The sequence below is a fragment of the Streptomyces sp. NPDC003032 genome (assembly GCF_053591415.1).
This window is the reverse complement of record NZ_JBSFTT010000080.1, coordinates 1-13,331: the sequence shown is the minus strand read 5'-3', so window position 1 is coordinate 13,331 and position 13,331 is coordinate 1. Positions and strand designations below refer to the sequence as shown.

The 13,331-nt window shown below is 67.8% G+C and carries 20 protein-coding genes and 1 pseudogene; 1 reads left to right on the top strand and 20 read right to left on the bottom strand.

Translation table 11 applies throughout. The features are described from left to right. A pseudogene (locus tag ACWDZ7_RS41740) lies at positions 1–294 on the top strand (transposase); the annotation flags it as partial. 105 nt (positions 295–399) lie between these two features. Here the strand turns inward: ACWDZ7_RS41740 and ACWDZ7_RS41735 are convergent. From ACWDZ7_RS41735 to ACWDZ7_RS41640, 20 genes are all read right to left on the bottom strand, one after another. Next, complete coding sequence (locus ACWDZ7_RS41735; protein ID WP_451804027.1) at positions 400–564, bottom strand: hypothetical protein; 165 nt, start codon at positions 562–564, stop codon at positions 400–402. A 300-nt stretch (positions 565–864) separates the two neighbouring features. Then, a complete protein-coding gene (locus tag ACWDZ7_RS41730) occupies positions 865–1,395 on the bottom strand; it encodes a hypothetical protein (protein ID WP_451804025.1) in 531 nt (176 codons plus the stop codon). A gap of 654 nt (positions 1,396–2,049) precedes the next feature. Beyond that, positions 2,050–2,784: a hypothetical protein gene (locus tag ACWDZ7_RS41725; RefSeq protein ID WP_451804023.1), complete on the bottom strand. Its 735-nt coding sequence runs from the start codon at positions 2,782–2,784 to the stop codon at positions 2,050–2,052. A gap of 210 nt (positions 2,785–2,994) precedes the next feature. Beyond that, positions 2,995–3,426, bottom strand: a complete 432-nt coding sequence (locus ACWDZ7_RS41720) for a hypothetical protein (RefSeq protein WP_451804021.1) — start codon at positions 3,424–3,426, stop codon at positions 2,995–2,997. Continuing rightward, positions 3,423–3,680, bottom strand: coding sequence for a hypothetical protein (locus ACWDZ7_RS41715; RefSeq protein WP_451804019.1), 258 nt, complete (start codon positions 3,678–3,680; stop codon positions 3,423–3,425). The genes ACWDZ7_RS41720 and ACWDZ7_RS41715 overlap by 4 nt, the downstream gene beginning before the upstream one ends. After that, positions 3,677–3,871, bottom strand: coding sequence for a hypothetical protein (locus ACWDZ7_RS41710; protein WP_451804017.1), 195 nt, complete (start codon positions 3,869–3,871; stop codon positions 3,677–3,679). Before ACWDZ7_RS41710 ends, ACWDZ7_RS41715 begins: the two co-directional genes overlap by 4 nt. Positions 3,872–4,137: 266 nt before the next feature. Then, positions 4,138–5,166 (bottom strand): hypothetical protein, encoded by a 1,029-nt coding sequence (locus ACWDZ7_RS41705; RefSeq protein WP_451804015.1) that lies wholly within the window; start codon positions 5,164–5,166, stop codon positions 4,138–4,140. 31 nt (positions 5,167–5,197) lie between these two features. Continuing rightward, entirely contained in the window at positions 5,198–5,437 is a 240-nt protein-coding gene (locus ACWDZ7_RS41700) for a hypothetical protein (RefSeq protein WP_451804013.1), read from the bottom strand. Between the two features lie 118 nt (positions 5,438–5,555). Further along, positions 5,556–6,311 (bottom strand): hypothetical protein, encoded by a 756-nt coding sequence (locus ACWDZ7_RS41695; RefSeq protein ID WP_451804011.1) that lies wholly within the window; start codon positions 6,309–6,311, stop codon positions 5,556–5,558. Between the two features lie 84 nt (positions 6,312–6,395). Continuing rightward, positions 6,396–6,554: a hypothetical protein gene (locus tag ACWDZ7_RS41690; protein WP_451804009.1), complete on the bottom strand. Its 159-nt coding sequence runs from the start codon at positions 6,552–6,554 to the stop codon at positions 6,396–6,398. A gap of 105 nt (positions 6,555–6,659) precedes the next feature. Continuing rightward, complete coding sequence (locus ACWDZ7_RS41685; RefSeq protein WP_451804007.1) at positions 6,660–7,220, bottom strand: hypothetical protein; 561 nt, start codon at positions 7,218–7,220, stop codon at positions 6,660–6,662. 63 nt (positions 7,221–7,283) lie between these two features. Then, the gene (locus ACWDZ7_RS41680; protein ID WP_451804005.1) at positions 7,284–7,499 is read right to left on the bottom strand and encodes a hypothetical protein; all 216 of its coding nucleotides are present in this window, start codon (positions 7,497–7,499) and stop codon (positions 7,284–7,286) included. 171 nt (positions 7,500–7,670) lie between these two features. Next, positions 7,671–8,225: a hypothetical protein gene (locus tag ACWDZ7_RS41675; RefSeq protein ID WP_451804003.1), complete on the bottom strand. Its 555-nt coding sequence runs from the start codon at positions 8,223–8,225 to the stop codon at positions 7,671–7,673. A gap of 450 nt (positions 8,226–8,675) precedes the next feature. Beyond that, positions 8,676–9,080 (bottom strand): hypothetical protein, encoded by a 405-nt coding sequence (locus ACWDZ7_RS41670; RefSeq protein WP_451804001.1) that lies wholly within the window; start codon positions 9,078–9,080, stop codon positions 8,676–8,678. A 5-nt stretch (positions 9,081–9,085) separates the two neighbouring features. Then, positions 9,086–9,508, bottom strand: coding sequence for a hypothetical protein (locus ACWDZ7_RS41665; RefSeq protein ID WP_451803999.1), 423 nt, complete (start codon positions 9,506–9,508; stop codon positions 9,086–9,088). A gap of 811 nt (positions 9,509–10,319) precedes the next feature. After that, positions 10,320–10,478 carry a hypothetical protein gene (locus tag ACWDZ7_RS41660; protein WP_451803997.1) on the bottom strand — a complete coding sequence of 53 codons (159 nt, stop codon included), beginning with the start codon at positions 10,476–10,478 and terminating at the stop codon, positions 10,320–10,322. A 61-nt stretch (positions 10,479–10,539) separates the two neighbouring features. Beyond that, positions 10,540–11,025, bottom strand: coding sequence for a single-stranded DNA-binding protein (locus ACWDZ7_RS41655; RefSeq protein ID WP_451803995.1), 486 nt, complete (start codon positions 11,023–11,025; stop codon positions 10,540–10,542). 432 nt (positions 11,026–11,457) lie between these two features. After that, the gene (locus ACWDZ7_RS41650; RefSeq protein ID WP_451803993.1) at positions 11,458–11,772 is read right to left on the bottom strand and encodes a hypothetical protein; all 315 of its coding nucleotides are present in this window, start codon (positions 11,770–11,772) and stop codon (positions 11,458–11,460) included. A 306-nt stretch (positions 11,773–12,078) separates the two neighbouring features. Then, positions 12,079–12,411: a hypothetical protein gene (locus tag ACWDZ7_RS41645; RefSeq protein ID WP_451803991.1), complete on the bottom strand. Its 333-nt coding sequence runs from the start codon at positions 12,409–12,411 to the stop codon at positions 12,079–12,081. Next, complete coding sequence (locus ACWDZ7_RS41640; protein ID WP_451803989.1) at positions 12,408–12,674, bottom strand: hypothetical protein; 267 nt, start codon at positions 12,672–12,674, stop codon at positions 12,408–12,410. The genes ACWDZ7_RS41645 and ACWDZ7_RS41640 overlap by 4 nt, the downstream gene beginning before the upstream one ends. Between the last annotated feature and the right edge of the window lie 657 nt (positions 12,675–13,331).

Below are 13,331 nucleotides of genomic sequence, written 5' to 3'. Positions count from 1 at the left end.
GTCGACCGAGCGCGGCCGGGCAGCAAGCACCATCTCATCGTCGACGGGCAGGGCATCCCGCTCGCGGTGTCGCTGACCGGCGGAAACCGCAACGACGTCACCCAGCTGCTGCCCCTGCTCGACAAGATCCCGGCCGTCGCGGGCTGCCGCGGCAGACCGCGCCGACGGCCAGACGCCCTGCTGGCCGACCGCGGCTACGACCACGACATCTATCGTCGCCTGCTCTTAGGGTCGGGAGACCCAGGAATGCCGGGTGTGGCACACAGGCGGCCTCGCCGGTCCGCTGGCGGCGGAGCCGATGCCGACGACTGGCTCATGCGTGAGGTTCACGGCGACGCCGTCGTACATCAGGGCGCTGTTGAGCCGAACGGAATGCGTGGGCCACGTTCGTCAGGGTGTTCAGCTCGGTATGTCCGGGAGGTCGAGCGCCCGCCACTGCTCGCCGTTCCAGAACTGCCAGGTGGCGGTGTCGGGGTACTGGTCGTCTAACTCGCCGGCGATCTGGACGAGGAACGGTGAAGCAGGGTCAGCGAGCAGGTCGAGCCACAGTGGCGGGATGGTCAAGCGAACAAGGACGCCGTTGAAGCCGTCGATGTCGATGCCGCAGGTCGTCCATGACCCGGAGGCCGGCGGGAGACATCCACATCGGGGGCTCAGCAGGGGTCTCATCGACGTTGTTGCCGACCTGGTCGCCGCTCGCCATGGTCGGGGCAGTGATCGCCCCCCCCGGCGCGAGGCTGCCCGCGTACAGGCGCACGAGGGGGTCAAGGTGCAGTGCGACCATGCCCGCCGCATCACTCGCGGCCTCGAAGTTCCACTACGACGGAATCCGCCGGTGCGCTGGGCCGGTATCCCCCGGGCGCGTCAGTATTCGCCGTCGTAACCCCACACGCCCGGGGTGTCGCCGCAGCAGGCCGGGCACATGCACCGGCACGAGTCCTGCCGTCCGGTGCACGGACCGGGCCGACCTTCCTCACCGTCCTCGTGCGCCAGAGCTCCCGGGCAGTACGGGCCTGGCTCGGGACAGTCGGCCACCGCCATCTGATGCCGCCCGCACCACGTCCGCAGAGCGGTCTCCATCTGCACGTCACCCCACACGTGGCCGTAGCGGCGCGCGTTGTCCTCCCACGGGCACAGGGCTTCGACTTCTTGCGGAGGGCAGGAGGGGGCACTGCCGTCCGGGTAGCTCACCCGTGTGTCGCCTTCTGGGAAGGACGTCCAGTCGCGTCCGTCGGGGGCCAGCCATTCCAGCCACTCCCGGGGACCGGGCTCGTGATGGGGGGTCTGACGCTGCCAGACGGTGACGCCGCATTCGGCACAGCGCGCGGCGTCCTGGTCGCCTTGAAGGCGGTGTCGACCGGTGATGTCGGTCAGCCGGACCCAGGTCTCGTACACAGCGGTGCTCCTCTCCTACAGTCCGGGGATCGGGTCCTGGTCGTTGTCGAACTGGCTGTGTCCGGTGCGGGGTTCGGGATCGCACTCCGGTCCGAGTTGCCGCTGCCGACTGATACCACCAGCCGCGCATGTGGTCAGCGAGCACCTGCCGCGCCTCGGTCTGCTCAGCCGCCGTCGGCAGGCGTGCCGTTCTCCTGCAGGAACATGTGCGTCCGTGTGCCCCGGGTTTGCGGGAGCGCGCCGGACTGCGGTTCTAGCGCCAAGTCCGCGAGCACCCCCGGGACCGTGGCCGGGCGGGTGCAGATCGCGGTGGTCTTCTCGACGCGCAGCCGGAGCGTGGCCCATGTCTTGCCCCCCCTCGCCATTGCCGGTCGCGGCTGACCGGCTGCCTTCTGGGGAGTTGGGACCGGCCCCGGTGTACATGTCCCCGGGCCGCATGACGTGTCAGGTGGGGAGCTTGGCCAGGGCCGCGTTCGCCTACTTGCTCGGCGACTTCACCGACTTCCACCAAATCGGCGGGTTCATCCGCCGCTCTCTTGCCTGGCGCGTCTTCGGCCAGGAACCGGTCGAGGAAACGATCGCGCAAGTGGCGGCCCCTCCAGGGATCGGGCTACCACCCCTCGAACGGCGCCTTCGGCCAGCTGGCGGTCCCGCTCATGCCGCCACCGCCTCGCGGGCGGCGTCGTACTGGCCGATGCCCCAGGTGATCGCGTGGCACTGCCAGACATAGTGGTAATCGAGGGAGCGGATGTTCCACTCGTATACGTCGATGAAGTCGAATCCTTCGAGCCGACGCGTCCTGACCTTGTGCGTATTGCCGTACTCCCTCTGGTGACGAATGACCCACATGACGCCGCGGTCGCGCTGGCTGGCGTCGTCGTCGGTGGCGCCGCAGGAGCACTCCTCCCGGGTCGTCACGCCGAACTCGAACTCGTCCACCAGTCGAAGGGCGCTGCCCTCGTCGTCGAGGTATCCGCTCTGGAGTACCTCCTCCGTGACTGCCTTGCCGACGCCGCGCGGGGCCCATCCGTCGCGGATGGCATCCCGCGTGTACTCCCTGATCCGGGCTTCGAGGAGGCTTCGGTCGTACTCAGCAACGGAATCGCGGCCGTTGACCAACATCCGCGCCCAGTGGTCCGGGCTGATGCGACCACGGAACGCGTCGAAGATGTCCTCACGGTCCGAGGCGTAATGCGCGAAGTGGAACGAACCGTGACTTCCCGCGATCACCAGGTTGTGAGGCCAGGTGACGAGCTCGATGACGGTCATGCTGGTCTTCGGGGCGGCGAACCGGAGGTATCGGAACGTGTCGTCCTCCCGCTGCGCGGTGATGGTGTGGTTCGGGACGTCGCTCTTGAAGTGTTCGGCGATCTTCGAAGGGTCGCTCATCGTGCGCCTCTGGTCTGGTTGTGGCGGGCGGGGAAGAGGCAGCAGCTGCCGGGGACGGTGAACGCGCTGTCGGGTCGAGGCCGAGGTACTGGTGGCGCTGCTCGGCGAGTTCACCGAGGCGCAGCGCCTGGGCTTTCAGGTCCGCAGCCAACTGCGCGGCGGGCACGTCCCAGTCGCCGGAGCTACGCGGCGGGATACCGATCGTGGCCATCACCGCTCACCCGCCTCGAAGGTGTGGCCGGGGCACCAGATGTGCGGCTGGTCGGCCCAGGCGTGACCGGTGTGGTAGTCGTCGTGGCCGCACTGCCGCGTCTGCGGCTCCGGCTGCTTGTCCCCGGCAGCGGGGGACGAGTAGGAGGCGGCGAGGCGGCGGAGGGAAGCCAGCGCGGCGTCGTCCTCGGCGGTGAACTCGTCACCGCGCGAGGCCATGGCATCGGCCGCCAGCTCCAGCGCGAACGCCAGGAACGTGCGCTCCGACGCGGTCAGCGCCTTGGTCAGGATCTCGGCGCGGTTGGCGCCTATGAGGCTGTCGACCTCGTCGTGTATCGGCGACGCCTGCTCGTCGTCCATCAGGCTGTTGAGCACGCCCGCCTTGTGCAGCAGGTCGACAATGAAGTCGGTCAGCTTGTCCTCGGCGCTCATCGCTGACCACCGGCCTTCACGATCAGGCCCGGGTTGTAGGCGGCGAGGATCCTGTTGCGCCACGCCAGGCGGGCGAGGGCGTCCTCACGGTCCGCATGGTCCTCGGCGGAGACCAGCGGGCGGAAGCGGAGCGCCTCGGCCTTCTCGACCTCGGCGTCGATCTCCGCCTGAAGCACGTGGATCGGCATCTGCGCGCCGATCATCTGGGCAATCCGGTCCGGCACCGGGACGGCGGTAGAGGGGAAGGCGATCACCGGGTGCCTCCTCGGTTGAAGCGGGACGTCAGTCCGCGAGCGGCGTCCTCGTCATCGAGGACCTCCATCTCGAACTTGTCGATCAGCTGGGTTGCCTCGGCGTCCGAGTAGCAGGCGCCAACGAGAGCGCGGTACAAGGCCTCTCGCGCGGGGGAGATCCCCGGTTCGCGGCTCTGGGATGATGCGGACACTGAGTCCTCTTCTCTCTCTCGCAGATGAATTGCGTTGGAGGGGTGGAGCTGGAGGGGCGCCGTCGGTGTGTGCAAGCCCAGCGGCAGCCCACACACGCCTTAGGCGGCGATGGGGCCTCGGCCCCCCGCTGTACTGGGTGGCGCGGGTGAAGCGGACGACGCTGACCGCGCGCCGCATGCTGGCCGTGTGGCGCCGGACCAACCGGCCGCGTGCCGCGGTGATCGTTACTGTCATCGTGTCGGATCTCGTCTCAGCAGCCCTTGTCTCAGTAGCCCTTGCGAGCCGTCGCGCGGGCCTGCGCTTCGGCGTCACGGGCGGGGATGGTGGCGAGGAGTTCACCGGGGTTTGCGGCCCTGGCGAGGGACTTGGTACGGGCCGGGTCGGCGTACAGGGTCCACACGTCGCCGCCCATCTGGGGCCGGTAGGAGAGCTGCCAGAACCGGCGGTTGGCGTAGCTGATCTGCCAGGAACGAGGGCCGGACGGGTGCGCGCTCACATCGTCCGGAAGGTCCGGCAGTTCCGGCGCGGGACCGTACGCGCGGTCTATGTAGGCGAGGTGTTCGGCCAACGCCGTGATGGCGACGCGTACCGTGTGCGGCCACCGGTGCCCCTCATGCAGCATCGGCGCCCACTCCTTCCACTGCGCCTCGCTGCTCGCGCTGCCGGTGTACGGCGCCCAGGCCGCGCCGCGCGCGTAGTTGAAGCCGAGCCGCATCAGGTGCCACCCGGCGGCGATCTTCAGCCCTTCCGTGTTCGCCCCGTCGGTGATGGCGTCCAGGTAGATCCCGGCTGGGTCGTTCTCCCGACCGGCTGGGCCGCGCTCCGTGAGCGGGATCATGTGGCGTTCCGCCGTGCTGCCCTCGGCGGTCATGAGCCGCAGCGTGGCGCCCCCACCGGCGAGCGGGTACGCCATCCGGATTTCCGCGACGGTCGGCAGGGCGGCGAGTTGGCCCGCACGCATCCGCTCCAGCCGCTCGGTGATCGTGACCTCACGGGCCTCAGGGCCGGTCATGGCGCTCGGTTCCTTCAGTAATGAGTCCGACAGGGACTGATCGGGCTTGCGGTCGATGGACCACCACGAGTGTTGGCGCCCAGCGGCCTCGATGACCGGGGCATCGAGCTGCCATGTGTCGGTGGTGAACGGATCCCAGCAATCGCTGCTGGGGCTGCTGGGGAGGTCGCTGGCGGCCATGGCTTCGGCGAGAGTGCCGAAGCTCCCGTGTGTCTCGCGGTCGTTCTCGCGCTCACCTCCGCGCGGGTAGAACCACAGCTTGTAGTCGAGTTCGGTCGTCACTGGTACTCCTGGTTCGGATCGGAGGTACCGATCAGGTGCGAGGCGTCGTGAACAGCCCGCTCAGCACATCGTCGATGTTGGAACTGCCACCTCGGTCGTTGCCGAATCGGTCAGCCAGCATGCTCCGGAGCTGGTCCAGTTGCCGGCCGAACTCGGCGCGCTCGTTCGGCAGCATTCCGGAGACGATGCGTTCGGCCTCCTCGGTGTCCTTGTTGAGGACGGCGTACAGGGCGGCGGTCTCCGGGAAGGCGGTAACGGTGGGTCCATGCATGAGGTTCTCCATAAGTTGTGGGTGGGTCAGGACTGTCAGCTCTTGCTCAAAACGCTGAACTTGACAGAGAACGGCCGACCCGCCCGCACTCGTCGCAGGGGCGGGGGCGCCATGAGGGTTAGAACGGGGGGCAGCACAGGGGGCCGGTGCACTCGTGCGCGGCGGCCTGCGCCTGCGCGGGCTGGCGCTCGCGCTCGGCCTGATTGCTGCGCATGATGCGCCGGGCGACACACGGCGCGTTGTCGCACGTGGTGTGCCCCTTCAGGGCGTCGGTGGAGACGTCGAAGAACTCGATCAGCCCATAGTCCTCGCACCAGCCACACAGCGGCTCCGGGGCGTGCAGGCTCTCGCCGTCCACGCACCCGATCCAGTTGGACGAGTCGTACCAAGCGCCCTGCCCGTCGGCCTCGATCCACTCGATAACGCGCGCGCAGTGCAGACAGGTGTACTTCGGCTCCGGCACCGTCAGCCCGAAGTGGTCGGCCACGGCGGCAGCACACTGCCCAGCCTGCATGCCCGCGCTCGCCTTGGGCTTGTGCTCGTCGCCAAACCTGTTGAACACGAACCGGGTTGACTCGTCGTCGGTGACCACGGCGGCCACAGCCCACAGTGCGACCTTGGGCAGGTCGTAGTGATCGGCGAACCGGCGCCCCTCCGGGGTGCGGGCGGACGGGTCGGCCACACAGTGAATCCACACCCGCGCACGCTCCGGCACGCTGCACACCAGGTACTGAATAGGCAGGCCGCGCCACGGCTTGTCGACATGGTGCACGATCCCGAGTGCTTCGAGCGCGTCACGGAGCATGGCGCCGGTGTGACTGTCGTACGCGGGGCGGGTCTTGGTGAGGCTGGGGCGTGCGGTGAACGTGGACATGCGGGGTTCTCTCCTCGGGTTGGTTCGGGTTCCGTTGCCATGGACGCCCAGCCCAGTGCAAGGCGCCGTAAGGAGGTTGGGGTGTCAGGCGCCCTGGCCGGTCAGGCCGCGCGCGGTGCGATATGCAGGGATCAGGTCCCAGGTGGAGCCGAGCCGGTACCACCAGAAGAGTTCAGGAGATGGCGCCGGTGCGGTGTTCGCGGCATGCAGCTCGGCTGCGTAGCGACAGATCATCACCCGCATTGCCCGGTTTCCGTTGGCGAGTGTGTCGCGGAAGTGGTCGGCGGCAAGCCATGCCTGACGGTCCGCCCAGTCGGCAGCCGCCCAGGGCCGGGCTGGGGTGGTTCTTCAGCGGCGGTGCAGCAGAGTGCGCCACGAGCGGCGGGGCGGTGTCTTGGCCGCGAGCGCTTCGGCCCACAGCTGCTCTGCCTCGTCCATCTGCCGCTCCGCGTAGTACTCGGGCTCGTAGGTCTCGCCCCGGCAGACGAGGCAGCCGTGGGGGTGGTCGGCGATGCTCGCCGGGATGCGGCAGCCGAGTTGTTCGCAGGTGGGGAGTGTGGGGTCTTCGCCCATGCCGTCGCAGTAGGGGCAGGGCGTGAATCGGTAGTCGATGGGGGCGCCGACCAGGTCGCGGTGCAGGGTGGCGAGTCCGGGGACTCCCAGCTCACGCAGGAGTGCGTCGGCATTGAGGATCTGCCGGGAGAGAGGGGTGTGGTGGTGGTCGGCGAGCATCCGGACGGCGGTACACCAGGCGAGGCCGGAGCGGTCGATCTCCGGGGTGAAGTCGATCCAGCCGTACTCATCGGTGGTGAAGGGGCCGGCCGGGACGGTGAGCGGGATGTCCAGGGTGGCGAGTTCGGTGGTGACCTCGGTGACGCGGTCGGCGAAGCGGTCCATGAAGGTGGTCATCTACGTGTCCTCCCATGCGGGGGCCCGGGATGCGTAGGGCGTCCCGGGCCGTGAAAGCGGGCGTCAGGCTGTGGGGGCGGTGCGGGGCGGATCGGTGCGGGGGCAGCAGATGGCGAGGGCGGCGCGGTGCTCCTGGCGGTGCGCGGCGGCCGCCGGGCCGGCGAACAGCTTCAGGGAGTGCGGCTTTCCGACGGTGCCGTGCTCACTGCACACGATCTGGAACTGGGTGCGGCCGGTGCAACCGGACTCGGGGTCGCGGGGCCGGCCGGAGGTCTTCACCTCGTGCTCGCAACGCGTGGCGTCGGCGTCCGATCGGCCTGACGCCAGCACTGTGGCGTGATGCCATATCGGGTTCCTCTTCCCGTTCAGATGGGGCAGGCGCGGAGGTGGCGCCGAGCGATCGACGCCGGGTCGCCCTCCGCCCGGTGTGCCGGGCGGAGGGTCGTCGGATCAAGGAAGGCGCAGGAACAGCGGCGCAATGTCGAAGGCGTCGGTGTAGCGGATGTCCCGCTGCGGCTCCTGGGGCTTGCCGGTCCTCACATCGTCTGCGCACATCTGGGCAGCTATCGACGCTGGGAGGGGCAGCGGGTGTCCGTCCACGAGCTTCCACGCCTGAACGACAGTGCTGCCGTCAGGCTCCGTGGTACGAGCCACGACCCCCGCCGTGTGATACGCCGCCCGCGAAGCAAAGATCACCTGGCCGACGAGGGCAGGGGCCGTGTCGTCGTAAAGACGGGAACCGTCGCTCTCAACCGTCGCGGAGAGTCGCTCGTCAGTAGCGTCGATGAAGGCCGTGACGGCGAAGGGGTTGCCGCCGCCGAGGTCGGCCACACCCTGGGCGAGGGCGCCGAGGACGGCCCTGGCCAGGTTGTCGAAGATTTCCACGTACTGCTTGTTCGGCACCCCTTCCAGGTTCGCCTTCAGGGAAATGAACTTGCGGCAGCGCGCGGTTATGTGGCTTCGCTGCTCTGCAGTCAGCGGCTGAAACGGTTCGTTGATCGTCATGTCTGCGACTCGTCTCTGTGAAGGGGCTGGGCGGCTCGGGGCGGGCCGACACCCGGAAGCTATGGGGAGCACGGCATCGCACGGAGTTCTGGCGAATTTCGATGAGCCGGAGAGGCAGCGGCCGCAAGACCGCGCTCAGTCCACGTGTTGGTGCGGCTTGAGCGGGGCCATGTGGGTGTCCGCTCGATGGGCTGCGGCTGGCGGACGGCGGCGTCTCGCCTGCGGGCCGCGGTGGACATAGCGGAACTTGCCTTCTGCTGGGTGGTGTTGAGGGGCGTGGGGTCAGGGAACAGAGCGCAGGGCCACATGGACGAGGAGCACGGGAGAGGTTCTGGTGCGGGACATGGCGTCTGCTTTCTGCTTCAGTCGAGTGGGGGGCGAGTATGAGGAGCCCCCGCACGGCGTGATCCCTGCGGGGGTTGATGGTGCGGATGCGTTGCGCTCGTGGGGTCAGGCCTGGGCCGGTACCCCGGCGAGGTCGATCCTCCGGCCGCGGGCCAGCTCGGCGGCCGGGACGACGATGCGGTAGCCGCCGACCGAATAGCTCGGGTGCTCGGAGAACACCACGGCGCACGTCCAGGAACCGGAGTGGCGCTTACGTGGCACGGGCTCTTCCTCGACACCGTCGGGCAGAGTGTCCTTGCGGAACTCGATCGGCACCACGACGACGCGGTAGGACTGGCTCGCGCGCGGCGGCTCCCAGGGCAGCTCGACGACCAGGTCCTTGGGCCACTCTTCGATGGTCACGGGCAGGGTGGACAGGTAGTGGTTGATCGAGCCTTCGGGGGCCTGGGCCAGCCGGGCCTGCTCCTGCTCTGCGGTCTCGATGAAGCCGATGCGGCTGAGGAAGCTCATGGTGGTCAGTGCTCCTTGGTGAGTGGCTTGTGCTGGGCCCGGACCGCCGGCATGGGTTCGAAGAAGGCGAGCTCGTCGAGCTCACAGTGCACGCCGTAGATGCGTGCGGCCTCCAAGGTGGCGAGGTCCTGGTGCACGAGGTCGTCCGGCTTCGTCAGCCAGTGGACGAACACCCCGATGTCGTCGATGCCGTTCCGGGAATGCCGGACGACGATGCCGATGCTGCCGGGGACCGCGCCGAACGCGTACTCGAGGTAGCCGCTGGGCTCGACGAGGAACACGTAGGTCCCGACGGCGGTCCGGACGCACTGCTCGGTCTTGCTGCCGTAGCCCATGGCCCTCGGCTTCCGTCCGATCAGGTCCGGCAGGAGGAAGGCGAGTCCCATCGTTGCGAGGGCGGCAGCGAAGACGATGAGAATGATGGGCAAGCCGGGCATGGTCTGAAGCGCATTCATCGGCGTGGTCTCCTTCGAGATCGCAGTGGACGCGAGTGGGCAAGGCGAAGAAGCCGCTGGTCAGCGCGTCTCGCTGTAACCACACTCGGAGCACGTGTGCGTGACCTTCTTGACCTTCTTGCTGGCGCGGACGCCGTGAGCGTTCGACTCCATGTCGCTGGCGCAGTTCGGGCAGTTCATGGCTCGGCTCCTGACGCGACGAGGATGTCCTTCAACGCCAGATCCGGATCAGCTCCGCTGATCCTTGTGCTCACTGCCTTCACGGGACGAACAAGGCGAGCCACGAAAAAGAAAAAACACAGCACCCCGGCGCAGCTGCTGCCCGAAGGCAGAGCGCGCACGGGGTGCTGAGGAAGCCGGAGCCGCGGAGATCTCCAGGGACGCGCCGCAGGGATCAGATGCGGCGCTCAGGAATCGAACCTGTTCCGCGGTCGGTCTGCACGGTGTGCCCACTGGCGTACGCCGAGGATCACCCGGCGCACTGCGGATTCGAACCGCTCCGTGCAGAAGTCTGTGGCGGGCCTATTGGGCCAACCGCCGTGCGGCTGCCCGGAATTCCTCGAAGGTGACTGACTGCTCCGCCTGGCGGCCAGAGCCGAATGCGCTGGCCCCGCGACTCAGGTAGCCCTTGCACAGCTCCTGGTCGGCCAGGCCTTCTTCTTCTATTGGGGGCATGGATCGCTGTAATCGGTTCTCGGTATTCAGAAGCCGTGTCATAGCTACGGCGAGTGACGGAAAATGGCGAAAGGGGCGCTGAAAGCAGGGCCCCTTCCATTCCGGGTGTTCAGCTCTTCTTGCCACCGAGGTTGATACGAACTCGGGAGGCCGGCTTCTCCGCCGCCTTCGAGGTCTCGCCGAGGTTGATGCGGACGCGGGACGTGGGAGTGCCAGCGGTCTTGGTCTTGCTGCCGAGGTTGATGCGGACGCGGGACTGCTTGCTCACGAATTGCTCCTTCATCTGGACGGTGAGGACTCCACCACCAGGTGGAGTGTGGTGGCTTGGCTCAGCCGAACGGCAGCTGCTCATCCACGGCGCTGGCGTGCGCGACGGCGACGGGCGCAGCAGCGGCGACCGGAGCGGGAGCCTGGGCCTGCAGGTTCTGGTTCTGGGCCTCGGCCTTGGTGACGCGCTCGGCCAGACGGGCCTGGGTGGTAGCACGGGACTCCAGGAAGGAGATGTTCTGGATCTCGAGCTTGACCTCGAAGACCTCGGCACCGTTCTTGGTGTAGCGGTTCAGGCGGGGCTCGTAGCTGAGGCCTACCAGGTCACCCTTGTGCACGTGGGCGAACGGCCCGATGCCCTGCGTCTCGGCACGGACGAAGGCCTCGAAGGGCAGCGCGTCAGAGATACGGTTGCCCAGACGGTCGGTGTAGCCGCGGTCGACGAAGGCGGTGAGCATGACCTTCTTGGAGCCGTCCTTGTTCTCGAAGACCTTCGGGTCGTTCGCCAAGCGGCCGACGACGGATGCGGTGCTGTTCGGGTTCGACATGGTGGATTCTCCTTGAACACAGCGCAGCGCCCGAATCGACGTAGGCGTCCGCGCGCAGTCGGGTGGGTTGTTGAGCTGTTCAGTTGTCTGCCATGCCACCATCCGGATCAGCTTCGCTGATCAGATGATGTTCTCTTTCAATGCTTCTTCCGAATCAGCAGTGCTGATCGAATGCTTGTCATTCCGAGTCCCGAATCGGCTTTGCGGATCAGACTTGCGCTCTTCGCTGGGTTACCGACCACTCCCCCGACCAGCCCTCCGGCGTGATGCCCGGATGTCCCGCAACTCGGCCTCCGGTTGGTCCGCTCGTGCGGTGTCGCCGTCCTTGCAGGCGAGCCGGTAGGAGTGTTCGAGATCGACGATCTGACCTCGGTGGACGACTGCCAGGTGAACCAGAGAGGACCAGCCAGACGGCGATGAGGATCCCGAGACTTACAGCGTCACTTGCACTTCGTAGGCCGTCGAACCAAAGGGTCCGACGGTGAGTTCGTGCACGGGCTTCACCAGACCTGCCCGCTCCAGGCGAGCCGTCAGGCCCGAGTGCTCGGACCAGTCCTTGATGAACACGTTCCCCCGCTCGGGCGTGAGACCGTAGCCCTGCAGGCTGATCGAGATGGGTTCAGGACCCTCGGCGTCTTCGAGCTCCAGCACGCCGTGCTCGTCGTCGTGCACGAGCGACCCGGTCAGCTCAACGCAGCCGAACTTGACGGTGACGTCGTGCTTCACGGTGGTCGTGGACTCAGCCATGGTGACCTCTCTTCTCGCGATGTGGATTAGGGGACGTCCAGGTGTGAGCTATCAGCTGATACCTCAGCTTTCGCGTGCTCTGTGGGCCTGAAGTACGAGCGATGGGCGGAGGCGTGGTGGTTCGCAGTCACGGCTGGTCCCTTTTGAGTACGGCGCGCAGCCGGACGGCCAGGTCGGTGTCCTGCACCCCAGGAGCGCCAGGGCCTGCTCGGTGCGCTGCTCGACCGTCAGGCGTCGGCGGCGCTCAGACTCACCACGGCCGTGCAGCTCCTGAACCACCGTGTTGAGCAGCCGGTTGGTGAGGGTTCACCGGCGGCTCCCGTCGTCGGCGGGCAGCTCGGCGAGCAGGGCGGAGCCGCCGGTCCCGCCCGCGAGGCCAGTGCCCCGGCAGTGCCCGCAGTAGCCGGTGCCGTCGGAATGGGCGGCGCGGAAGGTGTCCAGCTCGCCCCGCACCAGGGCGGTCACCCAGTCGAGCTGGCCGGGCTCGATCGGGACCTGGTGCTGCGCGCCGGTGGCCGGGTCGGTGACCGTGACGGTCACGGGCGCGGTGCCCTCCGGGTCGGTCGGGTATCCGTCGGCCAGCTCGGCGAGCGCCTTGGCGAACGCGTCGGCGGCCGGGGTGGTGGTCTGGGTGCTCACGCGGTGACTCCGTCCGTGGTGGTGTTGGTCGCGAGGAAGGCGCCGGCGGCGGCGCTCGCCTCCTCGCTGGTGTCGTACGTGACGGCCTCGGGGCCTCGGCGATCCACCGTCACCCGCCGTCGTTCGGGTGAAAGCTGCCGCGTGCCGTCGAACGCCTCGAAAGCCTCGAAAGGATGCGGCGCAATCACGCCCGTGGGCGAGGGGAATGCCGATGCCTCTGCAGATCTACTCCCGGATCGACTGCGTCGATCCAGATCAGTCACCAGCCAGCACCTGCTCGCGATACAGCTCGCCGATCCGGGCAACGGCTTCGGCCGGAGGCTTGTAGACCGGCGGCAACTCGCTGATCATGACGTTGAGTTCCCGAGCACCCGGCAGTGGCGCGGGCCGCCGCATGGCCTTGCTCTCGGCGGTGTCGAGGTACTGCGAGATCGCACGCTCGATGCACTGGTTACGGGTCTCTGTTGATGCCGTCGACCGGATCGAGATCCAGGTCGAGGGTCAATGCCCGGTTCAGTGCCCGGCGCATGCGGTGCTCGATAGTGCGGTGCGCGTTCAGATCGATGACGGTGTCCCTGTAGGAGCAGCACCGTGTCGAAGACGCCCTCGATGCTGTCCGAGAGCTGCCAGCCGGGCAGGTGCCCGAAGGTGCCAGCGGTCTCAGGGTCTTCAGCGTCGAGCAGAGAGTTCCAGTCGTCGCGCCGATGCGTCCACTCGTCGTCCGAGACCTCCGCCGGCCGGTCAGCCTGGTTCTGTTAGGGCCTGTGTGAGGTCGTGATCAATTTCGCGTTTTGATCCCTTGCGGGGCAGGACCTGGTAGGACGTTGGGTGTGACACGTAGGCAACTCACCGACAAGCAATGGGAGTTCATCGAGCCGTACCTGCCGATAGGCGAGTACGGCCCGTACCCCGAACGGCTG